This is a genomic window from Nostoc sp. (genome assembly GCF_036917235.1).
Classification (GTDB): domain Bacteria; phylum Cyanobacteriota; class Cyanobacteriia; order Cyanobacteriales; family Nostocaceae; genus Nostoc.
Map to the genome: position 1 here is coordinate 1 of NZ_JBALDU010000010.1, position 24,853 is coordinate 24,853.

Consider the following 24,853-nt stretch of genomic DNA (forward strand, 5'->3'; position numbering starts at 1 on the left):
GTCCTTCAGAAACAGCGATCGCTCGATCTAGCTCAATTACATTTTCTGGTGGGGCATTAGATTCCAAGTTCCCTTCGTCTGGTACAACAGTGGTAGCAAGGTTGCTATCTGTAGTAATTGCCAGTCCTTCAGAAACTGCGATCGCATTATCTAGCTCAATTACAGTTTCTGGTGGGACATGAGATTCCAAGTTCCCTTCATCTGACGCAACAGCGAGGTTGCCATCTGTAGTAATTGCCAGTCCTTCAGAAACAGCGATCGCTCGATCTAGCTCAATTACATTTTCTGGTGGGGCATTAGATTCCAAGTTCCCTTCGTCTGGTACAACAGTGGTAACAAGGTTGCCATCTGTAGTAATTGCCAGTCCTTCAGAAACAGCGATCGCTCGATCTAGCTCAATTACAGTTTCTGGTGGGACATGAGATTCTAAGTTCCCTTCATTTAGCAGAACAGTGGTAACAAGGTTGTTATCTTTAGTAATTGCCAGTTCTTCAGAAACTGCGATCGCTTTCTCAAACGTAAATAACGTAATTGCAGTTTCTGCTGGGGCATTAGATTCCAAGTTTTCAGAAACAGTATCTACGCCATCGTCAGGTGAACTTGAGTCTAAATTTTTCCTCGGCTCTCTCTCTGATAATAGCGAGAAGACTTGCATTTGCACGCTGTATTGCCAAGATTTACCGAGCAGATCCGACATCAAATCGCCGGAACACCGCAACTCCCAAACTCCCGGCTGGAAGTAGGTAAAAGGAATTATCGGCATTAAGCCTTCTGAGTTAGTGCGACGCGATCGCTTGAAAATTCGCCGCGTTGGTTGAACTTCCTCGGTTGAAGAGTGAGTTACCCGCACTTCCACGTCTGTATTAAGAAGGTTAGAACGAGCCAAAACTCTATACTGTCCTTCCAATATTTCCAAATTTGGCGATTCTAGGATATGCCACGAGCGAGCGCCTTGTTTCTGTATCAGAAATTGCCAGTGTTCCATTGTAAGTGATGCCCAGACCGACGAGCCGCTGAGTAATATTGTGTATTAACTTGCTTGCAAGTTTACCTCAGTATTTTAGAAATGCCTCACTTAAATGGCTATCAAGTTAACTCAGTTTTACTGACTTGACTTCTCACACTTTAACTACTCACCTGAAGGAAATTTCAATAAGTCGCCGTGTTGCTTGTGTCTAAAGCTTTTGTTGTTTTCTGAATATTAAGTTTGACACATCCTAGTGCTAAATTAACAGGGATGCAATGGATACCGTTAGTTGTCTTTGCTCAACTTATTGCAAAAAACTTTGTATTATTTTTTACTAAGATTTCCACTTTGCAATAGACACAACGTACAATAAATTTAAATTCACTTGAGAATTGTTATTGAATTGTAATTGCCCACATTTTTGCTACAAAGAGGTAGGATGTGGCTCTTAAGTGTCCTCTGCGATCGCCCAAGTTAAACGCAAAGCCCATCGCAAATCACAACACTTAACCACGCACAACGCATCCAATCTATCTGAAGTGGCTCTTTGAACCGCTACAAAACACGTCTTCCTCTGAGTGAAATGTGGGTTGACAATGAGGATTTACAGGAGGGATTCGATGCTAGTCATTTTAATGGACGAGCAAATCCTTGCCCCTGAGCAAGTTTGCCAGTCTTGTTTACTCGCTGACGGGAGCGGTCAACCTCGTTGGCGTGGGGGTCAACTGCGCTGTGGTCAAGCGATTCGCAAACTTACTCAACAGCAGCCAGACCAGTATGAGTGCATGATGGGCTTTCGCATCGCCCATATAGAATAGTTGAATTTCTCAGCAAGACCTAGCAACTGCGTTATCCTAAGCTCAAGTAACTATTAAAATTTAACCACAGGAGAACGCATAATGTCTTGGCGCGGGTCTACAACAGTTTCAGATCGGATTTTTGCTTCCTTGCCTTATTTGCTTCCTCTAATTGAGGTTTTTGTATTTGGTAGATATTTGCTCTCTGAGTTTCCACCATTACAACTACTGTTTCTACCGCTTCTGCCATTGTTAAGAATTTACTACGGCGTGCGTTATGCAGGAATGATTATTTTCTTTGCTTTATTTTTACTGGTAGTAAGAAACGAAAAAATTAGTCACTTTATTCGTTTCAACACCATGCAAGCAATCCTTTTGGACATCATTATCTTTTTGTTTAGCATTCTAACTGATGTTGTGGGACTAGTTCCCTCCGGTGGTTTTGCAATCCAAACTTTATCCACAACCATTTTTATCGGCATAGTGGGAGCAGTCGCATATTCAGTCATCCAGTCTGTAAGTGGACGTTATGCAGAAATTCCAGCGATTTCCGATGCGGTGTATATGCAAGTGCGTTAGAAGTTAACGGGTCGCTACGGTATTTTCCAGGCGACCGATACCTTCAATTTCTACGCGGACGCGATCGCCTGGATGCAAAGCACTTACACCCTCCGGCGTACCTGTAAGCACCAAATCACCAGGGAGTAGCGTCATCACCTGACTGATATAGGAAACTAAAACATCGGGGGAAAATACCATCCGATCGATACAGGTAGATTGGACTGGATTAGCGTCGTCATTTAGAAAAGTCTGCAATCTCGCTCCTGGATTTAATTCCCGGACAATCCAAGGCCCCAAGGGACAGAAAGTATCAAAACCTTTGGCTCGCGTCCATTGACCATCCTGTTTTTGTAAATCCCGCGCTGTTACGTCATTGGCGATAGTGTAGCCCCAAATTTTGGTTTGGGCTACCTCTGGCGTACATTCAAAGGCATAATCGCCAATCACTAAAGCTAACTCTCCTTCGTAGTCAACTCGTTGTGACTGGGGAGGATACTTAATTTCTCTCTCAGATGGAATGATCGACGTAGGTGGCTTAAGAAAGATTAATGGCTCAGAAGGTACTGGAGTTCCCATTTCGGCTGCATGATCTGCATAATTCTTACCCACCGCCACAATTTTTGAAGGAGCGCAGGGAGCCAGAATTTGGTAATTTTCTGGTGTCAAAGTTAAATCAGTGGGTTGTCCATGTAACCAGGGTGGAGCATCTAGCACCTGCACATTCAGGGATAGCTGTAGTAACCCATAGTAAATCTGTCCTTCTGGATTTTGAATTCGCACGTAGCGCTGCGCCATAACCTTGATGAATATCCTTTTTTCTGCGATTAGAAGCTGTGAGCAGGTAGCAATTGTCAGTTAGCTGTTTAGCCAACCGATTGAGCCTTGAGCAAAAAAGCGATCGCGATAAGATGTCCTTAAAGAAAGATACCCCTTAGCGAAGCTGATAGCTCAATCGATCTTGTGAAAGAAATATCGGGTTGCCTCCCAACCTAGTTTTCATTAGGGACATCCAAAAAATCCAAACTTCGGCGATTTGGCTAATGATTCAAATTGAAAACTGGTAAGATTATAGTTCCTTGTTGCTTCAGATGTTGATTAATACTGGAATTTTGAATAATAATCAGGTATAAATTAATATCGGCAGCCACTTTTGTCCATGAGGAAACTGAAAAATATGACTACAAATTACGAAACAATGTACATCCTCCGTCCTGACCTCGGAGAGGAACAGGTAGAGCAAGCAGTTACAAAATATCAGAATTTGCTTCGCGATCAAGGCGCTGAAGAGATCCAAATTCAAAATCGTGGTAAGCGCCGTCTGGCTTACGAAATCAAAAAACACCGGGATGGCATCTACATCCAATTAAACTACAGTGCGCCTGCAACTGCGATCGCCCCCTTTGAACGCGCCATGCGTTTGAGTGAAGAAGTGATTCGCTATTTAACAATTAAGCAGGACATTGAAGAAGAAAAACCCCCTAAAGAGGAAAAAGAAAAGCCCACTAAAGTAGCTGCACCTGCAACTGCAACAGTTTAAGGGGCTAGGGACTGAGGACTGGGGACTAGGAACTAGTAGCTAGGGAACGAAACTAAATGTCCAATCCCCACTCCCATTCAATAAAATTTTGTCTTTTTCTTTTTTCGTGACTTGTTTGGGAATGCTAAATTAACAAATACTTGCCAAAGGTAGTACTCCCGCAGTTATACCTAAGAGTGGACAAGATTCTGAATGGGAGCTTTAAGCTACTGTGAGCCAATCTGATACACCTAATATTCAAGTTCTCTCGACGGAAGTATCGCAGCTACGCCAGGAGTTGCAACTTCGCGATCAATTAGTGCAACAACTATCTCAAGAACTCTTCCGGCTGGTAAAGGGTAACACTAGTTTTATGCCCCAGCAGCCGGAATTTGAGCGCGATCTGAGCCAGTTACACGCTTTACAAGAACAACTCCAAGCTGTGGAACAGCAGGTGGCGTTCTACCAAGAGCAAATTACAACTCGTGACTCCGAAATTTATCAATTGCGACAGTCAGTTCAAGAACTTACCGATCGCACTCGGATGTTAGAGCAAGTAGTACAAGAGTTGCCTCAAATTTACCGTCGGAAGTTTGAGGAGCGGATGACGCCAGTGAGAGAAAAGGTAGCAACGCTACAACGGGAAAACCGCCAACTGCAAGCAGAACTGCAAAGTGTGAGTTACCGTTTAGCACTCAAAACTCGCAATGCTAGTCACAGCGGTATTGATTTACCAAATTTTCCCCGCCCAGCATCCGAACAAACTAATATTTCGACTCCCCAGAATGCCTAAAATTACCATTATGGTGGAATCTAAGAGGTAAGAAATTGGTGCATCAAAGCATCTTGGAGGCATCCAAGTAGTAGATCGAGGCAAAAATAACTATAGAGTTAGAAATAACGTCAAAGCTCATATTCTAACCTTTCTTACCTCCTGCTTCCTTTCACTAGTTACGCCATATATAAAACAATTAGCTTAGAGTAATTTGAAAAACCCTGTCTTTAAAAGGCTGGGGAGTATCACAAACAGTTGCATTTGCTTTGACAAATTTTAGTCATTTCTGAAGTTTACTGCTTGAGGTAGATGATTATTCAATAAGCAGATTCATTCATCTGTAATTTATACTGCCAAGCTCAAAGCTATGAGTTTCACTCAACATTCTTCTCTAGACAAGAAAGAAGATCAGCCTGCTAGCACCAGACTGTTATCTTAAGATAATGTGAAAAAATGCAAATATTGCTTGACTCCGCCATCCTTCTATAGGTAGATTTATTAGTTAGTCTGCTAGCACCAGACTGTTATCTTTGACGGTGGTAAAAATATCTTGGTAAGTGTGAAAAATTTCAAACACTGTATCGAGTTGGGTAAGTTCCAAAATCAACCGTACAGGAGCTTGTACGTTGCATAGAACCAAGCGGCAACCACTCTGACGTGCAGCTTTTAAGCCTTTTACTAAAGGAACTAACCCAGAGCTGTCCATGAAGTTAACTTCTGCTAGGTCGATAACCCAGAGTTGATAAGCTTGAGGGACTACTCCAGCCATCTGTTCGCTCAAAGCCTTACCGCCTTCCAAATCTATGCTTCCTTGGGGTTTAAACAAAATCACTTGAAGTTCTTGTGTGAAAGCCATGAATTTAACAGGGTAATTGGAACACTTGACAAAAAATTGAAAAAGACATTAATACTTCTTCCCTTTCAACGGTGAAATGACCTTTTACCCAGATATTTGGGCAATTGCAGTCCTACAGTTGGGAGAGATTATTTCAGTATTCATGTCGTATAATTTGTGATAACTTTCATCAATATAGGCATAAGCGCCTAACAATTTCGGTATCAACCGTATCTTTTACAAGATTTTCACAATTTAAACGGATATTTATAAATTTTCTATAAAATTTTTAATCTTTTTTTAAGAAATTATGAATATGTGGTAGGAATTCCAAAAGTTGTATAGTTAATAGTCAAAATTTAACAGTTACCATAGACTAAAATATATAGATTATTCAGTTCAGTATTAAACTAATGACTTAATGACTCTATGTATTAGTTTGATTGACACCCCACCCAAAAACAAGCAAAGATATAGTAAAAGTAAAAATTTGTAAAGACGGCGGTGCGGAATGTCTTTAGAGCTGATTTCACTAGAAAATATCCAGGAAGTTGCTCATAATTACGGGTATTGGGCAATTTTTTTCGGAATTTTGCTAGAAAATTTAGGCATTCCCCTTCCTGGTGAAACCGTGACCCTAGTGGGCGGGTTTTTAGCTGGCAGCGATGAACTAAATTTCTGGCTGGTTCTCGGTGACGCAATCATGGGTGCTGTCATTGGTGGCACTTGTGGCTATTGGATTGGTAGAGTTAGCGGTTGGGCTTTTCTGGTAAAAGTTGGCAGCATATTTCGGATTTCTGAAGTGCGGCTGCTGAGTATTAAAGATCAATTTAGTCAAAATGCTGCTAAAGGGGTGTTTTTTGGACGTTTTTTGGCATTGTTACGAGTTTTTGCTGCACCACTAGCTGGTATAGCTGAAATGCCCTTTGGAAAATTCTTTTTATACAACTTGTTAGGAGCAGTTGCTTGGGCTAGTTTGATGGTGACATTAGCTTTTTTTGCAGGCAAAGTAGTCTCTTTAGAACAATTGGTTGCTTGGGTGGGTCAATTTGCGATCGCAGCGTTACTAATCCTCGCTGCTTTAATTATTGTGCCCCTGTGGCTGGAATCTCGCCAGGTTAAAGGTGCAGCAGAAGAGTAAGTCAAGGATAAATACGTGAGGAGTCAGGAGTCAGGAGTCAGGAGTCAGGAGTCAGGAGTCAGGAGTCAGGAGTCAAGTAAAAAGTGAATTTTTTTAACTTTTACTTTTGTATTTTGCTTTTTTAACTTCTAACTCCTAACTCCTAACTCTTAACTTTTAACTTCTAACTCTTAACCCCTAACCTGCTGTGACCAAATGCGAGTCGGTAGTCCCCAAACGTATATAAAGCCTTCAGCAGCTTTGTGGTCAAATTTATCTTCAGCTCCGTAGGTTGCCAAATCGGGAGTATAGAGGGAATTATCACTCGAACGCCCAACTATCGTAGAGTTGCCTTTGAATAACTTCACTCGCACAGTTCCAGAGACTCGCTCTTGTGTCTTTTGAATAAAAGCATCGAGTGCAACTTTGAGTGGACTGTACCACAAACCGTTATAAACAATTTGGCTGTAAGTTTCTTCAATCCCACGCTTGTAATGGGTGACATCTGCCGTTAAGGTCAAACTTTCTAAATCTCTATGTGCTTGAATTAGCACCAACATTGCGGGTGATTCGTAGATTTCCCGCGATTTGATCCCCACCAGACGGTTTTCAATCATATCGATCCGTCCGATGCCATGATTTCCTACCGCCTGATTGAGTTCTTCAATTAGCTCAACTGGCTTTTTGGCTATACCGTTGAGGGTTGTAGGAATACCACCCTGGAAACCAATTTCGATGTACTCTGACTCGTTGGGAGTGTGAGCGATCGCTTTGGTCATCTCATAAATTTCTTCTGGTGGCTCAAATGAGGGATCTTCGAGTAAACCAGCTTCAATGCTACGACCGAGCAAATTCTTATCAATACTATAAGGAGAAGATTTTTTGACTGGTGAGGGGATACCAAACTTCTCCCCATAAGCGATCGTTTCCTCACGACTCATTCCCCATTCTCTGGCTGGTGCGAGGATCTTCAGATTGGGGTTTAAAGCGGTAACAGAGACATCAAAGCGAACCTGATCGTTGCCTTTACCGGTGCAACCGTGAGCGATCGCATCAGCACCATATTTTTCGGCTGTTTCTACTAATACTTTGGCAATCAGTGGACGAGCCAGGGCGGTTCCTAGAGGATAACGATTTTCATAAAGGGCGTTGGCTTGAATCGCTCCAAAGGCGTAATCTTTAACGAAGCTGTCTTTGACATCCGCCACTAGGGATTCACTTGCACCCGATTTCAGAGCTTTTTCTCTGATTGGCTCTAATTCATCTCCCTGACCTAAATCTGCTGCTAGGGTAATCACCTCTTCCACACCCCACTCTTGTTTGAGGTAGGGGATGCAAACTGAGGTATCCACTCCGCCAGAATATGCCAGGACAACCTTTTTGGCGCGACCCATTAATTTCTCCAGTTAGGACAACAAAGAATGAGTCATTATTATATCTAAACTAATCCATGTATATTTTATTCATGCAACAACCTGTAGGAAGATTTAGGGGTTAAGAGTCAGAATTACAGTTTACTCTTAATCCAGTTCGCTTAAGCTCTAAGCAGTATGCTGAAGCGTATTGGATTATCAATTGCAAAAGGATTAGGGCGAGTTTACCTAAGTAAGCTCACCCTGATTTGTATTTAATATTAAATAAGTTTTGAAATGCTTGTACAGACTAAAGGTAGAGTGTAGAGAAAATCTTACTGAGCTAAGATTGATATATTTAATGAGATTGCCTTACACTTTGCAACTTCTCGTTCTTGCGCTTGCGTAGAAACATACCACCTACAGCCAGCATACCTAATGTAATACTAGGCTCAGGAACAGATTTGGGGTCAAAACCTGTAAATTTGTCAGTTCCTAGATGGAAAGAATGGTTGTCGCTTTCAAATCCACCACCACCTGCTTGGGTAATGACAATCTTGTTGAAAATATCGTTGCTACTATCTGAGTAGAAGTGAAGGTAGCCATTTCCTTCACCGCCATGCTGTAATGCACGAATTGGAGCAACTGGGTTCGCATCCTCAGTTGTAAATGATTTGATTAGATTATCGCCATTGTAGAAGGAAAAAACGTTACCAGAACTAATAGCTCCCCAGTCAATACCGAAATAATTGAGGGAACTTGCAAGGTTAATTGTGACATTATCGCCGTTAAAAACTGCCAAATACTTCCCATTATTGACCTCACCATTTGCCCCAGCAGGTGCCCATACATCTGACCTCACACTACTGCTTCCACTGTTATTCTCAAATGAGTATTTAGCAAAACCAGTGGTTGGTGCTTGACCATCATTGAAGTTAACAGTTGTCGTACCAGGAAGTTGAGTAAACTCAGAAAAAGCACCTTGGTCAGTTTCTCCATTAGGGCCTGCAATGCCAGTGGTTATTTGGAAGGAAATAGCCTGGGCAGAACCTGCATAGATAAATGAGGAGATTGCAGATAAAGATAGAGCAGCGATACAAGCAATTTTGGTAAGAGACATAATTTTGAAATTCTGTATTTTTAATTGTTGAAAAGTTTGTTGTGCGACTTGGATTCATTATGTAGTGTTTTCTAGAAGAAACAATAGGATGAAACTACTGGATTTTTATTTATTGAAAAATTCCTAGATTTAGCCAATAACTTGCCCTATTTTTGAACATAAATAAGTAGTTTCACTTGCCGGAAAAGGGGATAGAATATCTGTTCTTTATCTGAAGATAAAAAATTGTGAATTTAGCTAGTATATATCAAGAATTTGTATCTTAGGATGTTGTCCTGATTAAGGAACAATCAAGATAATAAACAAAACTATTTGAAATTATTTGTTTGCTGTTAAATATAAATAGATTCGTGGTCATTGCTATTGGTTTTGAGATTCTTCCCTCGCTCTATTTACTTTTTCCTCTGTAGTCAACTATGCAACCTGAGTGTTTTGACATAGCTATTAACATGAATTAAACTAAACTCTTGCAATCAACAAAAGAATCTCGATCGATGCATCCAACTGAAAAAGCTGTTGTCCCTACTCGCGTTATTGGTTTAATTAGTGGCACATCCGTAGATGGCATAGACGCTGCGTTGGTAGAGATTTCCGGCACAGAATTGGATCTCAAAGTTGAGTTGCTAGCCGGGGCAACATATCCTTATCCAGCCCAACTTAGAGAAAGAATATTAGCAGTTGGTGCAGGCGTTGCCATCTCAATGGCAGAATTAGCGGAAATAGATGATGCGATCGCTCAAGTCTTTGCCCAAGCCGCCCAAAATATTCAAATTGGTCATCAGCCAGCCACTCTCATTGGTTCCCACGGTCAAACGGTTTATCATCGACCACCCAAAGGGGGAGCAGGGGAGCAGGGGAGCAGGGGGAGAGAAATGATCGCTACCCACGGGCTAAACCCTAGCTATCCGTTAACAGCACTGGGCAGTCCCTTGGGTTACAGTCTTCAACTAGGGCGAGGTGCATTAATTGCGCATCTTACGAACATTACAACTGTGAGCAACTTCCGCGTTGCTGATATTGCTATTGGTGGTCATGGTGCGCCTCTCGTGCCCAGGGTTGATGCTTATTTACTCAGTCATCCCCAGGAGGGGCGTTGTATTCAAAACATTGGTGGTATTGGCAATGTTGCCTATATTCCGCCTCGGCATGGAGACTGGCTCTCAAAAATTCGTGGTTGGGATACTGGCCCAGGAAATAGTTTGTTGGATCTAGCGGTGGAGCATTTAAGCGGTGGTGCTAAAACTTATGATGAAGATGGCAATTGGGCAGCAAGTGGTACTCCTTGCCATCCATTAGTAGAAGAATGGCTCGACCAAGACTACTTTCATCTACCGCCGCCCAAATCCACTGGTAGAGAGTTATTTGGTGTAGCTTACCTGCATGAGTGTTTAAAAGATGCCCAAGCATACCAACTCAGTGCTGCCGAGTTACTGGCAACTCTCACCGAACTTACAGCTGCTTCAATTGTTCATAGTTACCGCACTTTTCTGCCGGAAATGCCACAAAAGGTACTATTATGTGGCGGTGGTAGTCGCAATCTCTATTTGAAACGTCGATTAGAGTTGTTGTTGCCATCAATACCAGTCTTGACTACAGATGAAGTTGGTTTGAGTGCAGATTTTAAAGAAGCGATCGCCTTCGCGGTTTTAGCCTACTGGCGACATTTGGGTATTCCTGGTAACCTACCTACTGCCACAGGTGCGCCTCAAGAAGTACTTTTGGGAGAAATTCACCAAGTCAATCCTGAATGCTGAGTCAGGAAAAATAAACAAGATAAAAAATTTCTTCATTCTTCACTCGCAACTCAGCACTCGTAACTTAGCACTGCTATAACTATAGTCTTGGCGGCAATCGAGCAAGACAGGGAATAAAAGGTGGCTCATACTTTTTTATTGGAACCAGGACGCTGGGCAATGGAAGGAAATTGGCTAGAACGTAATGGTATGCCAATCAGCGTCAAGGGTATGACGTTGGTCGCTTGGAATCGAGATAACTGGTTTACTATGGCCACAAAACTTATTTTCCCAGGTAGCGATCGCTCTGAAATCTCTCTGCAATATAAGGGGCGGTTGCATGATGGAGAGCGTCAGTATACTTTTTTACTACAACATAATATTTTGGGGCAGGTTGAAGGCGAAGGCTGGATTGGTCTGGATACTATCGTACAGCGTTACTGGGTACTAGGCGATCGTCAGCGTCGTAGTGGCTTTGAAACCCTACACCGGATTTCGCAAGATACATATTACCTCAGTAGTGGTATTTTGGCTGGTCATTTTTTAACTAATACAATGGAAGCTAGGCTAGAACGTCAGTCAGCTTAAAGGCAGCGCTGCCTCAGCGCTTTGCTGTTCTTCTAAGCCAAAAACTACCGTTCAAAAAACTCTGGCAACGCATTGGTTTGCCAACGCCTAATATCTCCTGCCCAACTTTAACCACTCATCGTTTATTCTCACTGACCTACTGAGTTGTATAGTAATAAAGAAATGATCAAATTATCGTCAGGATTTTAGTATTGTACCTAACCATGTAGTCAGGAGTTCAGTTTCGTGAATCCTAAAGTCTCTGTTATTATCCCTGCTTACAATACTGAAACTTATATTGGGAAGGCAATAGAGTCAGTCTTAGAGCAAACACTCACTGACATTGAAGTTATCATGGTTGATGATGGCTCAAGTGATAAAACTGTAGAAGTCGCTAAAAGTTTCACCGATCAACGTCTCAAAGTAATAGTTAATCAGCAAAATCTCGGAGCGGCGGCGGCACGTAATCGCGCCTTCAGAGCAGCCCAAGGAGAATGGATTGCTGTACTTGATTCAGATGATTGGTATGCTCCCGAAAGATTGGAAAAGCTGGTGTCTCTGGCAAATCAAACAAATGCAGACATGATTGCTGATGATCTTTATTTTATCAAAGACGGTACAACATCTGCTTGGAGTACATTGATTCAAGAAAGTGGAGAACGTATAGAGAAAATTCTCCAAATTGATATCGTTTATTTTGTAGAAACTGATGTCTTTGGTGAACCAGGATTGCATCTTGGCCTAAGCAAGCCTCTATTCAAACGAGAATTCCTGGTTAAACACGGCATTGAGTACGATGATGAAATCAGGATGGGTCAAGATTTTTGGCTTGATATGAAATGCTTAATTAAAGGAGCTAGGTTTTTTATTGAACCAAAACCCTATTATTTCTACCGTTCACGCCCTGGTTCTCTTGTATATCAAAGCCAATTACCACGTCTCAATCAATCTTGCAAAGCTGCTATTTATTTCATGCAACAAGACATTGTGAAAAAAAATCCTGCTCTAATGCGTGCTCTATCTTATAATCTCTCAGTTTATAAGAAAAATCTAGCTTATCTTCAAGTTGTAGAACCTATAAAACAAGGAAAATGGTTAACAGCATTCACAGAAATTAGGAAATATCCGGGTTTCTTTTATGATTTTATGTCCCGACTCAATAGTATTATCGAACGTCGAATTCAATACTATGTGATGAATAATAAATCAAGTTTTGATATATATCCTAACCAACAGAGAAAATGAAAAACTACCACTTAGGATATTACAGTTTTATCATTATAAATAAATAATGCATCCTTACATAGTAAGAATTAGCTTGAAGGTTAAAAAGATTGTTAGGTAATCAGAAAATGTTTTAAAAGTATTGGGCGAATATAATTCTCTATTACACAAACAAAGCTTATCTCCGTGGACTAATGCGAATTTAAAGGTTTGTTAACCGTACAAAGGCAAGTGAGGTTTCGTGTAGCTAAACTAGTGCCGTCTTCTCCCAACACAAAGCAACGTCTTGTAGAGAAGAGGAGATGCCAAGAGTGATAGCGCATTAGTCAAAATTGGGCAAACTAAAGATACACCACAATTTTTGAATGCACTTGTTCTCCCAAACATTTACAACCTGCTTTTGGAGTCGAATTTTCTATGTCAGACCCCAACATTGGTCGCTTACTCAGCAAACGCTACCAACTCCAAGAGTTAATCGGTACTGGAGCAATGGGTCGGGTTTATCGTGCTAAAGATACATTGTTGGGAGGTGTACCTGTTGCGGTTAAGTTTCTGGCTCTATCAATCCAAAATGAAAAGATGCGATTGCAAGACCGCTTTGAGCGAGAAGCAAAAACCTGTGCTTTATTAGGGCAAAAAAGTATCCATATTGTCCGAGTTATGGACTATGGCGTAGATGACAATAACACGCCGTTCTACGTCATGGAATACTTACAAGGACAAAGCCTGAACAATATTATTCGCAAGCAACGATTACCTTTACCAAGATTCCTCAGTATGACGCGTCAACTCAGCTTGGGGTTACAGTGCGCCCATGATGGCATCCCGGTTGATGGCACTATTTGCCCAATTATCCATCGCGATGTTAAGCCAAGCAATATGCTGGTGATTCAAGATCCCAGTTTTGGAGAATTGGTCAAAGTTCTAGATTTTGGTATTGCTAAGTTATTACAGTCAGATGGCGACCATACAAAATTTTATTTGGGGACATTGGCTTATTCTTCTCCCGAACAGATGGAGGGTAAGGAATTAGACAACCGTGCTGATATTTATAGTTTGGGCGTCATGATGTTTGAGATGCTCACAGGCAAAATGCCACTGGTGGCACCAACTCACTCTTTTGGCGCGTGGTATAAAACACATCACTATCAAAAACCACGTTCTTTTGCTGAGGCTGCGCCTGGATTAGAACTACCAAAAGAAATTGAAAATTTGGTGATGAGTTGTTTGGCTAAAGTAGCACGCGATCGCCCCCAAAGTATTACTGAAATCCTCAGAGTTTTAGCATCTTTAGAAAAGCCTGAGCATACACGCAAAATTCAGCAAGCCAGCCATGCTCTAGTTCCTACTACTACAGCTAGCACCGAGCTTGAACAAAAGACCAAAGCCGATTTGCGGGTATCCTGGTCAAACGATGAAATCGCTCGTGCCATTTCCTGGCCCAAAAATAAACCAATTGCCGATATTGTGTTTCCCCAGCCCATTCAGACCGATGGGGAGGTTTTACCAGCTTTGTGGGTGATGCTACCGCAAGATGAAATTCAAAAACGCTTACTCTGTACGCGCTATAACCAATTTCTGTTCATCTCTATCCCCCATCCCATGCTGCTATGGATTACTGTCATCTACAATCGCAAGCATGGCGCTAAATGGTTGCCTTATTACCTCGATCTCAAAACCAGCCTTGGTCAAGAAATTGCTCGGTTACTACAGCAGACAGGTTACTACCGCCTCTTATTCTTTGCCCGAGAAGCACCAAATAGCTGTACCCACATCTTACTTTCCAGCGTCGCTTCTGCCCAGCGGCAACGACTGCAAGAGTGGGTCGCAATGAGCAATACGTTGATGTCCTCTGCCGACCCGCAAATTAGTAAAAGTTTACTCAAAAACGAGTATGAAAAGATTAAGCCTCAGATTATAACAAAACTGGAAAGTATTGATACAGATTCTCCATACGATCTTTCCAGCTAGGTATAATTTCTTTATGTTACGTGTTTTATAGGTGGTCGCTCCAAGAATGTAACGTTTTATAAACAAAAGATATATAAAGATGTAACTTCTAGTTATATGTATAAAGAGTGAAATCACTAGCTGCTAAAGCAGTGGTATCCGAATTATCTTTAAATCTTCTTGTGCAAAGATTCCAGTGGATTGTCATTATGCAGGTGTAATTCCCCCGCTAGACGAAACAACAAGAAGTTTGGCTAAAGCAAATAACGGATTTAGCATTGCAGTCTAAAGTTAGTCTAGACTCCAGCAGATATGCCGTAGACAATGTTTACTCATTCTTAGTTAATTTCGTGAATTTAACTTTTGCATCTTGTGGAATTACTTATCGAAGTTGACGCCCCGACATCCCCAGCTCTTTTCCTCCTTGGAACCAAGCAAGAGAAGGAGGTCGCCCACTGCGACATTAGAACGACTCTATGCCATAGTGGAACCTGAATCTAAGCCCCACTGATGCTTCAGAAGTTCTTGATAAGTTGCCTCGCGCACAACCATTTGCTCATAGAGCTTTACTAAAAAGTCTTTAGCTTGCTCATGGCTCATATTCTGCACCTGAGTGGAAAATGAGCAGATGCTAAATTGCTGTTCCAAGGATAGTTTCATTGGTTGATTCATAATTACTCCGAAAAAACAACGCGTAAAGGTGATATCGCTCACAGAAGTCCAAATGGGATAATATTTGGACTTATATCCGTCCAACATTTGTTCCTCCGTATTACGAAAGATAACAATTGTTTGACAGATTGCCCACATCCAAAGTGTGGACTTTTTCTGCTCTGATCTCTTGCACCTAATCCTACTGATATACCACCCAAGTCAGCTGAACCATATTCCGGAAAATAAGGTCTATTTGGTCTTGGATAAGTATAACTACCTCCTTAATTCCTTTGTACTTTGCACGAATCTCCTTTAAAGAAAATATTTAGTGCTATGCAAAACCCGTCTTAGTCTTGTGTTTAAAAAGCCTAAGATGTTGTCTCCCCAAGCGTGGAAGAAGCTTTGGAGGACGAAAATTTTAAGGAGGTTGGGGAATTAATGGTAATAAGCGTGAATTATAGTCGTTTTAGCTTATTACGTGCAAGATGTCAATTTACCAATTTATACAAATTTAGCCTCTTTGGGTCATTTTAGAGGCTAAAAATATTTGTATCAAATTGTAAAAAGGAAAAATGCTCACGCTGAACAAATTACTGAGTATATTTACCAGATTTTTCCTTTGTCCTACCCTGCGGGTACTCCTTCGGAGAACTCGTAGAGTAGCCGCTGGCGCCTCTATGTCCTTAGTCATATTGTTTAAAGTTACTAAGCATCGACTAATGACTAATGATTAATGACTATTTTCTTCAAGGGAGACGATGACAACTGTGATGTTATCGTGCCCTCCATGCTCTTTGGCAGCCTCAACAAGAGAGATGGCGGCTTTATCAAGCCAAGGACTATCTTGGAGGCAGTTAGCAATCTTCTGCTCGACAAGTTCTTCTGTAAGACCATCACTACATAACAGCAAGCGATCGCCAACTTTTACATCTAGTGGCTGCACATCGATTTGATGCAAGTCTTCGCGCCCCAAACAGCGCGATAATACATGACGAAAAGGATGTAATCGTGCTTCATCTAAGGTGATGTCACCAATTTTAATTGCTCGTGCTACCCAAGTGTGGTCTTCCGTTACCTGTTCTAAGTGTGACTCGCGGAAGCGATACAGCCGCGAATCGCCAACATGAGCGCACCAAGCCGACTCTGGAGAGCGAAAAATCACTGCTACAACTGTTGTCCCCATATCGGCGCGTTCGGGATGATTTTGCTGATCCTGCAAAATCGCTTCATTGGCACCCCACAAAGCTTGCTCTAGCAGTTCTTGAGAAGACTTAGAAGTTTCCCAATTTGCTACCAAATACGCCTGAATTTCTCCAGTGGCAATCCGACTTGCCTCTTCACCTCCAGCATGACCACCCATGCCATCGGCGACAACAAAAAACCGCCCTTCTGGGTCTATATAGTAAGCATCCTGATTATTAGAACGAATAAGTCCCGGATCGCTAAAACCCGTGAAATTAAGTTTCATAATTTTTTTGCAACAATTAATACATACGATCGTAACGGTCGAGGCGTAAAAGTAATCGGATCATGATCGCTGAAAGCGCTGCTGCAATTAAACCAGGCAGCAGTGCCAACCATACATAATCCTTAACCACTAAAATAGTAGCTGAAAGCGTGAAACCGCTGATTAACAGAGCATAGCTTATTGAGAGCTGAATACTACTCTGTCTCCGTAGCAGGCGTTCGGTTTCTATAGACCGAACGCGCAAGCGCATATCTCCCTGCTCTAGCTTCTCCAGTGTATCCTCTAATCTACGTGGTAGACCAAAGGCAGTACTACTTACCTGAGCTGCTTGGCGACTTAATTCGTTAAGAAAGCTATTCCCCTCAGAACCATTCATATCGGTCATAAGTTGCATTGCATATGGTTTGGCAACTTCCATAAAGTTAAATTCTGGATCTAAGCCTTTGCCTACCCCTTCTAGGGTAGAAAAGGCTCGCATCACAAAAGTGAAAGTTGCAGGAAATCTAAATGGCTGATTATAAGCTATTTCGTAAAGGTCGTCACTGATTGCCGCGACTGATTGGTTTTCAAAGGGCTTATCCATGAAATTGTCCAGCATATACTGGACGGAACGCCGGACTGGTCCCATGTCATCGGTTGGGGCGATCGCGCCTAAATCGATCAGAGACTGCACAACGCGATCGCCATCTTTTTGGGCAATGCCAAACAGTGTTTGCATCAGTCCTTCACGGATGTTGGACTTAATCCGCCCCATCATCCCGAAATCGTAGAATATTAGAGCGCCATTTGCACTAACGGCAATATTACCTGGGTGAGGATCGGCGTGGAAAAAGCCACTATTGAGTAATTGTAGTAAGTAGGCTTGAGCGCCTTGACGAGCGATCGCTTTTCGATCTAAACCCGCTGCTTCTAAAGCTTCGTATTGACTAATTTTAATTCCAGGAAGATATTCTAAAGTCAGCACTCTCGAAGTAGCGTAACGCCAGTATATTCTGGGGACGTTCACCCAATCATAGCCGCGAAAGTTACGGCGAAAAGTATCGGCGTTACGACCTTCATTAAGATAATCAATTTCTTCCCAAAGAATGCGGCAACATTCTTCGTAAATACCCAACCAATCTCGTCCCCGTCCCCATTTGGGATGGTTTTGAAAGTAGCGGGTAATTCCTTTGAGAATCTGTAAATCTATTTCAAATAACTTCTTTAGTCCAGGACGTTGCACCTTGACAACAACTGATTCTCCACTATGTAGTACAGCTTTGTGTACTTGCCCCAAGCTAGCAGCAGCTAAGGGAATAGGTTCAAAATTATGGAAGAGTTCAGGAATTTTCTTGCCTAGTTCTTTCTCAACGATCGCTTCTACTTGCTCATAGCTAAATGCCGGTACTTTGTCTTGTAACTTGGCTAGTTCTTCTACATATTCACCAGGGAATATATCAGCACGGGTAGAAAACAGTTGCCCAACTTTGATAAAGGTTGGACCTAAATCTAGTAGGGTATTGCGAATCCAGACCGCTTGGGTTTTGCGTCTTGCGGCTTGCTTTACATCAGTCACACCACCTGGATAACTCCAAGATTTGTTGTATAGCCAAAGTTTGAACAATAAGGTCAAGACAAAAGACCAAATGTCCACAAAACGCCGTTTGCTAGAGTATTTTTCCCGATTCCAACGGTATGCCTTCTCTGAATAACCTTGTTCCATATACTTTGTTTACCGTTGGTTTGCGACCGAATCACTTGGAAGAAAAGACACTCTGATTCCTAAACTGTTTTTTTCTTAAGTGTCCTTTGTCATTTGTCCTACCCTGCGGGAAGCCGCTGGCGCGTCTATGTCATTCGTACATAATTTTTCACCAATGACTAATGACTAATGACTAAAATTTATGCAGAAGTTCGGCGATAATGTTGCAATTCTGTTCGTAACAGGGCAATTTCTGCTCTTAATTCGTCAATATCTGCTTGCAAGTCACCGGAATCAGAACTGGCTTGCCCAGTACTTGCAGTAGCTTGACCAGCATTAGCTGATTCTGCTGCCCGATTTGCCCGTTCTAGGACTTCTTCTGTAAACTGGCGCAGCTGCTCTCTAGCTTCTGCATCAAATTTGCCCAGATCGCTCAAAGCATCGGTCAAGGCGACCTCTAAACGCTCATTAACTACTTCTGCTACCGCTCTACCTACGAAAAAGGCTTGCACAAGGGGATTACTCATAAATTTTTGTTACGTTGCACCGCAAGAGAATTATAACTTGCCTGTATGCTTTGCGGCTTCTATATGTTGAGCTAGAAATTTACATGAGGCGATCGCTTTATTTATGAGATTCCAGCAACTCTTGATAATATTGCTCTGGTGTACTCGGTAAATAAGTCGTCATTTGCAAAGTTTGTTCCTTCAATTTGAACCCTTGGATAATATTAATCCGGCTGAGAAAATCGATATCGTGTGAAATTACCCACAGCGCTCCTTGGTAATCATTGATACCTACTATCATTTGTTCAACAGTTTCAATATCCAGGTTATTAGTTGGCTCATCGAGAATCAGTAGATCGATTTCTGAGATACTGATCATAGTGATCGCTAATCTTGCTAATTCACCTCCACTCAGTACAGAGGCGCTTTTGTAAACGTCATCATATTTAAAGAGAAAGTGTCCTAGCTGTTGACGTAAAAGCTGATAGCTGAGATGAGGATTGGCAGCTTGCATATTTTCCAGAATTGTGTATTGGCGATTTACCAATTCGTAGGTTTGATCGAGATATACAGCTTTCATGGCGGGTGCAAGCAAAACCTCACCTGATTCTAAAACTGCTGTTTGGTTTTCCATTCCCAAAATTGCCTTTACTAGACTCGATTTACCAGAACCGTTTGCGCCGATAATAGCTATGCGATCGCTAGATGATATATGCAGTTGAATATTTTGAATCAATAGACGCTCTGATATCCTCAGATTTGCACCCTGGATATTAATTAGATTTCGGCGCTTTTGATTTTTTTCCTCTAGCTGAATACTTGTTACTTTCGTAGTTTTGACCTTTGTCTCTGCAACCTTTTGATTAGCCTTTGCTACTGCTGCTTCATGTTTCTTTTTGGCAGTTCCGGTAGACACCTCAGCTTTGGTTTTAATCAGTCCTGCTGCAATTCTATCAATACTACCATTCAGAAACTTGGCGCGACCGTTGCGACTAGATTGGGCTGCGCGTTGCTGTTCTTGCATAGCTGTGGCTTGGGTACGTTTGAGTTCCTTTCTAGCGGCTTCGTGCGATCGCAATGCTACCTCTAACTCGATTTCTTTCTGCTCTCGATACTGAGAAAAATTCCCTCCATATACTTTCAAAGCATCAGGTGTAAGTTCCCAAGTAACATCTGTAACTTGGTCTAAGAAAAAAGGTTTATGTGAGACAATTACAAACGCGCCAGTGAAATTTTGGAGAAATTGTCTTAAGTTTTCTAAAGCTTGCAAATCCATGTGGTTGGTTGGCTCATCTAGCAACAGTAGGTTAGGCTGTTGAGATAATCCGATTGCAAGAAATAGTTTTGTAAGTTCTCCACCACTCAAGTTAGCAATTGGTAGAGAAAGATTAATATTTATACCGAATTGTGTTTGCAAAATCTCCTCAATCTTCCACCATTCATCAGAGATAGAAATAAAAAAATCAAGTACTATATCTGCTGTAATTTTTTGTCTGATAGTGCTGATTTGTGGCAAATAGTAGACAATACCATTACAGCAAACGGAACCTGCATTTGGGATAATTTGACCTGCAAGTATCTTGAGTAGGGTTGATTTTCCTACCCCGTTGCGACCAACCAAAGCAATGCGATCGCCCACGTCGATATTCAGATGAATCCCTTGAAACAAAGTTCTATATGCGCTGAGTTTATATGCTAAATTCTCAGCTAACAATATTAATTTTTTCGGCATTATTCTCAAACCTCAATTCGCAAACTTCCACCCGCATTTTTCCAAAAGCTGCTGGTAGATTAGACACAAAAAAAACAGCGCAGACAATCGTCAAGCGGTTCTATGTAGATAGGAGTGATGACAATATTTTTAGTACATGACTATGTGAAGTAACCCTGTCAAACTAGTTGCGTTTATTCTTCGTTGACATTTGTTGCTTTCGCGCAACGGGTGTTTGGTACTACTTCATTTGAGCTATCTCACTGGAGTTGTGATGAGGTTTGATATTGACTACAGTGTAGCATGAAGGTATTTCATAAGGGTAGCGATCGCTTTTTTCTTCTCTGTGCCTTCTGGGTCTTTGCGGTATGCGATCGCTAACTACCACAGTGGTAAAATAAATTAATAACTACTTGATGCCGTATCCATTCTATGACTATTGCTCAAGAATTAGATTCTCAAGAAGGCATCTGTCAAGATGTTATATTTCCCCCTGGTGATTTATATAGTGACGAACCTCCCTTGGAAAGCGAACTGCATTTACGGCAAATAATCCTACTTTTAACATGTCTGGAATGGTTGTGGCGAGATCGAAATGATTTCTATGCGGCGGGAAATCTGACTATCTATTACAGTCCGCGCCAACGCAAATCAGAATACTTCCGAGGACCAGACTTTTTTGTAGTTTTGGGAACTGAACGCAAAACCCGTAAAAGTTGGGTAGTCTGGGAAGAAGATGGCAAATATCCGAATGTAATTTTAGAAATTTTGTCTAACTCAACAGCTAATACTGATAAAGGTTTAAAGAAAACAATTTATCAAGATACCTTCCGCACACCCGATTATTTTTGGTTTGACCCTTACACACAAGAATTTGCAGGATTTCATTTATTAGATGGAGAATATCAACCTCTACAAGCAAGTGAACAAGGATATTTGTGGAGTCATCAGCTAGGGTTATATTTGGGAGTTTATGAAGGTTTATTGCGGTTTTTTACACGAGATGGACAACTAGTACCAACACCGGAAGAAACGGCAGAACAGGTACAGCAAAAGGCTGAACAAGCCGAACAAAAGGCTGAACGTTTAGCAGCAAAACTGCGGGAGTTAAATATTGACCCAGATACAATTTAGACCAGAGCTATTTCATTTAGGATAGTGTTGCGCTAAAAATTCCTCAGCTTTAGTCTTATCTTTAATTATTCCATCCAAAGTAGCAGCAAGCATGTCATCTAATATCTGCCGATATTGAGGCCCTGGTTTGTAACCAAGTTTTTTTAAATCATTACCATTCAATAGTGGCTGCACATTAACCCAAACAGTTAAATATTCCCAAATCTGATGTCTAAGCGATCGCGGACTTTGCACAGCGATTAAAATCAGCATTGGTAAATCATATTGTCGCAACAATTGTACTACTTGACTAGGACTTTGACACTTAGGCAAAGATTCCATTACCTCAGATTGAGCAGAAGCCAGGTTTTGCAAGCGTTTAATGCCATCTTCTTGCAGTTGCAGATTTTTTGCTACTTTCGCCCGATATTGTGATGCTAAATAGGCGATTAACGTTTCTAAGCGCATTTCCCAATGGATAAGGGTTGGTTGCGGGTCAAATCGCCGCAAACAGCGTTCTAGCAAACGTAATTGTTGTAGGACTTCCACATCTAGCTTTAGAGTAGGATGGATACATTGCAATGCCCCTAAATTATCGAGTAACTGTAAAGCCGATTTCCAGTAGGGGGCTTCTAGGATGTGTTTTAATTCTGTTTTCAGTCTAGTTTGCAGGGCTGGAGTTTTGGTATTCTCTTGGGAAGTGCGATCGTAAACACCACTGTTAATGGCATAGCGGATAAACTCTTCTGTTTGCGGTTCAATCTGAAATCCGAAGCGCACAGCAAAGCGTACACCACGATAAATCCGGGTGGGGTCTTCGATAAAGCTGTTGGCGTGTAAAACCCGAATTTGTTTAGCTTGTAAATCGAGTAATCCCCCAAAGAAATCGAGTAATTCACCAGCACGGGGAGTAGTAAGCCGCAAAGCGATCGCATTAATGGTAAAATCTCGACGATACAAGTCTTGACGAATCGAACTCGCCTCAACTTCTGGATTCGCCGCCGGGTAAGGATAAAACTCTGTTCTAGCCGTGGCAATATCTACCCAAAGAGAATCTAATTCTGGGTCTTTGTGCCACAACAAAGCAGCAGTCTGAAAAGCCCCGTGGATTTCTAAACGAGCCGCAGGGTAAAGTTGTTGGAGTGCTTTTGCTAGTTCCACACCAGCGCCAACATCTGCTGATTTGTGAAAGCCATCAACTACTAGGTCAATATCGTTAATCATCAAGCTACCTGCTGTCTCAGCTAACAGCAAATCCCGCACCGCACCCCCGACAAGATAAAGATGCCAACCCCGTTTTTCGGCTTCTTGCGATGCGATGGTGAGTAATTGCCATAACTGAGGAGCAAGTTTATTTTGCAATTGCGGGAGATTAATATTACTTTTCTGTCTCTCCTCCTCTCCCCCTTCTCCGTTTTCATCCCTTTCTTGATGTAATTCCCGCAAGACATCAGTACGAGTGACAAGACCAACTAACTGCTCATTCTCCAATACTGGCAAGCGTCCGATATCATAAGTCACCATCAGCGACTCAATTTGTGGCAGTGTCGTATCTGGTGTAATTGTTTTCAGATTTCTTGTCATGTAGCCCTTAACTGGCGCATGACTAAATCCGTGATGTAAGGCGATATCAATATCTCGGCGCGAAATAATACCTACTAGTTGCCCTTGAGTATCGACTATAGATAAACCAGAGTGTCCATAGCGTAATAAAATGCGCTGGGCTTCGGCAATTGTGGTTTCAGGCAGAATCGTGCGGACAGGAGAAGACATCAAATCCCTCGCGGTGGGGGGATGGGGAATTTGTGCTTTTACCCCATCAACGAGTTGTTTTAATATTACTTGCGAATCAACTCCCCTTAGATTTAGCGATGCGGCTTGCGAGTGACCGCCACCACCCAAGAGTTGGAATAATAGGTTAAGATTCGTCTTGGGAATTTGCGATCGCCCAATTACAGTTAAGCGTGAATCCTCTTCACTTAAAGGATACTCATTAGCCAACAGTAGGGCATCAATTTCGGTTATTTCTACGAGTTCCGATGCCAGACTCGACAACCCCGGCACAAAAGACTCGGTTTTTAGAGTTACCCAAGCAACCGTATATCCGCGTAGACAAAGATATTCTAAATTTTCTAGCGCCTCAGTTAATAGCTGCTGCAATTGCAAAGACAAGCCAGGGTCACGGTAAGTAGAAATTACTGATAAACTCGCACCTTCTTGCATCAACCAAGCCAAAGCTAAAGCATCCCGTGGTGTAGACTGGTCAAAGGTCAAGGAGCCAGTATCAACGTGGATACCCAAAGCCATCACAGTTGCTTCAGCAGGAGTTAGGGAAATTTGCTGTTGTTGCAATTGCTCCACGATGAGAGTTGTGGTGGCTCCTACAGAGGCAATGTGCGATCGCGTGGCGGGTATATCTGATTCTTGTCCTAAGTGATGGTCATAAACTATAATTTCTTTTAAATTGGGTAAATCTAACCACTCAGCAGCCTTACCCAAGCGATCGCGCTGCTGTGTATCCACCACAGTCAAAGAGCGAATTTTTTCTGGATTCACCGAACGGCGTTCAATCAGTGGATATTCATCCCGATGCAATGCTAAAAAATCCCGTACAGGAGGATGAGAGCCGCCAGGTAGCACAATCTTGCTTCCCGATAGTAGGCGTGTCAACCCTACTGCTGCTGCTAATGCGTCAAAATCTGCTGTTGTGTGGCAAAGAATTAAATCCATAGTTAAGAGTCATTAGTCATTAGTCATTAATGCTTAGACAAAGGACAAATGACAAAAATGTTGCAATTTCTGCTAGCTTAAAAATAATAAGAAAGTGTCAGTGTCGCCCTTTAGGATATTCTATCCTTAGTATTTCGCTGTATTGGGAGAAGCAAAAATGACCATAATATTCCAATTTGCCTTGATAGGTCTAGTAGTGTTGTCTTTTGTCCTCGTTGTGGGCGTTCCGGTTGCTTATGCCACTCCCCAAAATTGGAATGAATCTAAAAAACTGCTCTGGGTTGGTTCTGGGGTCTGGATTGTTTTGGTGTTTTTAGTTGGTTTGTTAAACTTTTTTGTCGTGTAGGCGACGGCTTCGCTCTGGCGCAGGCACATAATATAAGAACTAGAGGGGCAGAAAAGCCAAGGTCAAAGGTTAAGGGAAACAAGAAATTTTTTCTTTTTCCTACTAACTTCATTTTGACCGCGCTTTC

General features: G+C 41.9%; 21 protein-coding genes and 1 pseudogene. 11 read left to right on the forward strand and 11 right to left on the reverse strand.

Translation table 11 applies throughout. The features are described 5' to 3' along the window. Positions 1-985, reverse strand: a pseudogene (locus V7K44_RS03655) (hypothetical protein); the annotation flags it as partial. 602 nt (positions 986-1,587) lie between these two features. Here V7K44_RS03655 and V7K44_RS03660 point away from each other — a divergent pair. Further along, positions 1,588-1,785 carry a hypothetical protein gene (locus V7K44_RS03660; RefSeq protein WP_094348028.1) on the forward strand — a complete coding sequence of 66 codons (198 nt, stop codon included), beginning with the start codon at positions 1,588-1,590 and terminating at the stop codon, positions 1,783-1,785. A gap of 81 nt (positions 1,786-1,866) precedes the next feature. Next, positions 1,867-2,343, forward strand: a complete 477-nt coding sequence (locus tag V7K44_RS03665) for a Tic20 family protein (protein WP_094348027.1) — start codon at positions 1,867-1,869, stop codon at positions 2,341-2,343. Between the two features lie 3 nt (positions 2,344-2,346). Here the strand turns inward: V7K44_RS03665 and V7K44_RS03670 are convergent, their stop codons facing one another. Continuing rightward, positions 2,347-3,120, reverse strand: coding sequence for a fumarylacetoacetate hydrolase family protein (locus tag V7K44_RS03670; RefSeq protein WP_334928751.1), 774 nt, complete (start codon positions 3,118-3,120; stop codon positions 2,347-2,349). Positions 3,121-3,499: 379 nt separating this feature from the next. On the opposite strand from V7K44_RS03670, the gene rpsF reads away from it, so the two are divergent. Together rpsF and V7K44_RS03680 are read left to right on the forward strand one after the other, a co-directional pair. Then, positions 3,500-3,862 (forward strand): 30S ribosomal protein S6, encoded by a 363-nt coding sequence (gene rpsF / locus V7K44_RS03675; protein WP_334928753.1) that lies wholly within the window; start codon positions 3,500-3,502, stop codon positions 3,860-3,862. 211 nt (positions 3,863-4,073) lie between these two features. Beyond that, the gene (locus tag V7K44_RS03680) at positions 4,074-4,634 is read left to right on the forward strand and encodes an Npun_F5560 family protein (RefSeq protein WP_334928755.1); all 561 of its coding nucleotides are present in this window, start codon (positions 4,074-4,076) and stop codon (positions 4,632-4,634) included. Positions 4,635-5,118: 484 nt separating this feature from the next. Here V7K44_RS03680 and V7K44_RS03685 read toward each other — a convergent pair whose 3' ends face one another. Further along, on the reverse strand, positions 5,119-5,472 hold the full coding sequence (locus tag V7K44_RS03685; RefSeq protein WP_094348023.1) for an STAS domain-containing protein: 354 nt from the start codon (positions 5,470-5,472) through the stop codon (positions 5,119-5,121). 490 nt (positions 5,473-5,962) lie between these two features. On the opposite strand from V7K44_RS03685, the gene V7K44_RS03690 reads away from it, so the two are divergent. Then, complete coding sequence (locus V7K44_RS03690; protein ID WP_334928757.1) at positions 5,963-6,592, forward strand: DedA family protein; 630 nt, start codon at positions 5,963-5,965, stop codon at positions 6,590-6,592. 170 nt (positions 6,593-6,762) lie between these two features. Here V7K44_RS03690 and V7K44_RS03695 read toward each other — a convergent pair whose 3' ends face one another. Together V7K44_RS03695 and V7K44_RS03700 are read right to left on the reverse strand one after the other, a co-directional pair. Further along, positions 6,763-7,965, reverse strand: coding sequence for an argininosuccinate synthase (locus V7K44_RS03695; protein WP_334928759.1), 1,203 nt, complete (start codon positions 7,963-7,965; stop codon positions 6,763-6,765). 316 nt (positions 7,966-8,281) lie between these two features. Beyond that, positions 8,282-9,043, reverse strand: a complete 762-nt coding sequence (locus V7K44_RS03700; protein ID WP_334928761.1) for an Npun_F0296 family exosortase-dependent surface protein — start codon at positions 9,041-9,043, stop codon at positions 8,282-8,284. Between the two features lie 494 nt (positions 9,044-9,537). Between V7K44_RS03700 and V7K44_RS03705 the strand changes: the two genes are divergently transcribed. The 4 genes from V7K44_RS03705 (at position 9,538) to V7K44_RS03720 (ending at position 14,538) form a co-directional block, all read left to right on the forward strand. Further along, positions 9,538-10,797, forward strand: coding sequence for an anhydro-N-acetylmuramic acid kinase (locus tag V7K44_RS03705; RefSeq protein ID WP_334928790.1), 1,260 nt, complete (start codon positions 9,538-9,540; stop codon positions 10,795-10,797). A 120-nt stretch (positions 10,798-10,917) separates the two neighbouring features. Further along, positions 10,918-11,364: a hypothetical protein gene (locus V7K44_RS03710; protein ID WP_334928763.1), complete on the forward strand. Its 447-nt coding sequence runs from the start codon at positions 10,918-10,920 to the stop codon at positions 11,362-11,364. A 225-nt stretch (positions 11,365-11,589) separates the two neighbouring features. After that, complete coding sequence (locus tag V7K44_RS03715; RefSeq protein WP_334928765.1) at positions 11,590-12,588, forward strand: glycosyltransferase family 2 protein; 999 nt, start codon at positions 11,590-11,592, stop codon at positions 12,586-12,588. Positions 12,589-12,984: 396 nt separating this feature from the next. Continuing rightward, on the forward strand, positions 12,985-14,538 hold the full coding sequence (locus tag V7K44_RS03720) for a serine/threonine-protein kinase (protein ID WP_334928767.1): 1,554 nt from the start codon (positions 12,985-12,987) through the stop codon (positions 14,536-14,538). A gap of 453 nt (positions 14,539-14,991) precedes the next feature. Here the strand turns inward: V7K44_RS03720 and V7K44_RS03725 are convergent, their stop codons facing one another. The 5 genes from V7K44_RS03725 to abc-f all read right to left on the reverse strand — a co-directional run bounded on the left by V7K44_RS03725 (position 14,992) and on the right by abc-f (position 20,558). Then, positions 14,992-15,189 carry an NblA/ycf18 family protein gene (locus tag V7K44_RS03725; protein WP_094348015.1) on the reverse strand — a complete coding sequence of 66 codons (198 nt, stop codon included), beginning with the start codon at positions 15,187-15,189 and terminating at the stop codon, positions 14,992-14,994. Positions 15,190-15,901: 712 nt separating this feature from the next. Then, the gene (locus V7K44_RS03730) at positions 15,902-16,639 is read right to left on the reverse strand and encodes a Stp1/IreP family PP2C-type Ser/Thr phosphatase (RefSeq protein ID WP_334928769.1); all 738 of its coding nucleotides are present in this window, start codon (positions 16,637-16,639) and stop codon (positions 15,902-15,904) included. A gap of 16 nt (positions 16,640-16,655) precedes the next feature. Beyond that, positions 16,656-18,341, reverse strand: coding sequence for an ABC1 kinase family protein (locus tag V7K44_RS03735; RefSeq protein WP_334928771.1), 1,686 nt, complete (start codon positions 18,339-18,341; stop codon positions 16,656-16,658). Positions 18,342-18,520: 179 nt separating this feature from the next. Then, entirely contained in the window at positions 18,521-18,847 is a 327-nt protein-coding gene (locus V7K44_RS03740; RefSeq protein WP_334928773.1) for a DUF6825 family protein, read from the reverse strand. 97 nt (positions 18,848-18,944) lie between these two features. Beyond that, positions 18,945-20,558, reverse strand: a complete 1,614-nt coding sequence (gene abc-f, locus V7K44_RS03745) for a ribosomal protection-like ABC-F family protein (RefSeq protein WP_334928775.1) — start codon at positions 20,556-20,558, stop codon at positions 18,945-18,947. Between the two features lie 411 nt (positions 20,559-20,969). Between abc-f and V7K44_RS03750 the strand changes: the two genes are divergently transcribed. Further along, positions 20,970-21,671, forward strand: coding sequence for a Uma2 family endonuclease (locus V7K44_RS03750; RefSeq protein WP_334928777.1), 702 nt, complete (start codon positions 20,970-20,972; stop codon positions 21,669-21,671). 12 nt (positions 21,672-21,683) lie between these two features. Here the strand turns inward: V7K44_RS03750 and V7K44_RS03755 are convergent, their stop codons facing one another. Next, positions 21,684-24,380 (reverse strand): CBS domain-containing protein, encoded by a 2,697-nt coding sequence (locus tag V7K44_RS03755; RefSeq protein WP_334928779.1) that lies wholly within the window; start codon positions 24,378-24,380, stop codon positions 21,684-21,686. Positions 24,381-24,537: 157 nt separating this feature from the next. On the opposite strand from V7K44_RS03755, the gene psbZ reads away from it, so the two are divergent. Continuing rightward, complete coding sequence (gene psbZ / locus V7K44_RS03760; RefSeq protein WP_334928781.1) at positions 24,538-24,726, forward strand: photosystem II reaction center protein PsbZ; 189 nt, start codon at positions 24,538-24,540, stop codon at positions 24,724-24,726. Positions 24,727-24,853: the final 127 nt, after the last annotated feature.

Bases quoted from the DNA above. Each gene is read 5' to 3' on its own strand.
- psbZ (WP_334928781.1), top strand. From the start codon at position 24,538: ATGACCATAATATTCCAATTTGCCTTGATAGGTCTAGTAGTGTTGTCT.
- V7K44_RS03735 (WP_334928771.1), bottom strand. From the start codon at position 18,341: ATGGAACAAGGTTATTCAGAGAAGGCATACCGTTGGAATCGGGAAAAA.
- V7K44_RS03670 (WP_334928751.1), bottom strand. From the start codon at position 3,120: ATGGCGCAGCGCTACGTGCGAATTCAAAATCCAGAAGGACAGATTTAC.
- rpsF (WP_334928753.1), top strand. From the start codon at position 3,500: ATGACTACAAATTACGAAACAATGTACATCCTCCGTCCTGACCTCGGA.
- V7K44_RS03720 (WP_334928767.1), top strand. From the start codon at position 12,985: ATGTCAGACCCCAACATTGGTCGCTTACTCAGCAAACGCTACCAACTC.
- abc-f (WP_334928775.1), bottom strand. From the start codon at position 20,558: ATGCCGAAAAAATTAATATTGTTAGCTGAGAATTTAGCATATAAACTC.
- V7K44_RS03725 (WP_094348015.1), bottom strand. From the start codon at position 15,189: ATGAATCAACCAATGAAACTATCCTTGGAACAGCAATTTAGCATCTGC.
- V7K44_RS03750 (WP_334928777.1), top strand. From the start codon at position 20,970: ATGACTATTGCTCAAGAATTAGATTCTCAAGAAGGCATCTGTCAAGAT.
- V7K44_RS03690 (WP_334928757.1), top strand. From the start codon at position 5,963: ATGTCTTTAGAGCTGATTTCACTAGAAAATATCCAGGAAGTTGCTCAT.
- V7K44_RS03705 (WP_334928790.1), top strand. From the start codon at position 9,538: ATGCATCCAACTGAAAAAGCTGTTGTCCCTACTCGCGTTATTGGTTTA.
- V7K44_RS03665 (WP_094348027.1), top strand. From the start codon at position 1,867: ATGTCTTGGCGCGGGTCTACAACAGTTTCAGATCGGATTTTTGCTTCC.
- V7K44_RS03700 (WP_334928761.1), bottom strand. From the start codon at position 9,043: ATGTCTCTTACCAAAATTGCTTGTATCGCTGCTCTATCTTTATCTGCA.
- V7K44_RS03685 (WP_094348023.1), bottom strand. From the start codon at position 5,472: ATGGCTTTCACACAAGAACTTCAAGTGATTTTGTTTAAACCCCAAGGA.
- V7K44_RS03660 (WP_094348028.1), top strand. From the start codon at position 1,588: ATGCTAGTCATTTTAATGGACGAGCAAATCCTTGCCCCTGAGCAAGTT.
- V7K44_RS03755 (WP_334928779.1), bottom strand. From the start codon at position 24,380: ATGGATTTAATTCTTTGCCACACAACAGCAGATTTTGACGCATTAGCA.
- V7K44_RS03695 (WP_334928759.1), bottom strand. From the start codon at position 7,965: ATGGGTCGCGCCAAAAAGGTTGTCCTGGCATATTCTGGCGGAGTGGAT.
- V7K44_RS03740 (WP_334928773.1), bottom strand. From the start codon at position 18,847: ATGAGTAATCCCCTTGTGCAAGCCTTTTTCGTAGGTAGAGCGGTAGCA.
- V7K44_RS03730 (WP_334928769.1), bottom strand. From the start codon at position 16,639: ATGAAACTTAATTTCACGGGTTTTAGCGATCCGGGACTTATTCGTTCT.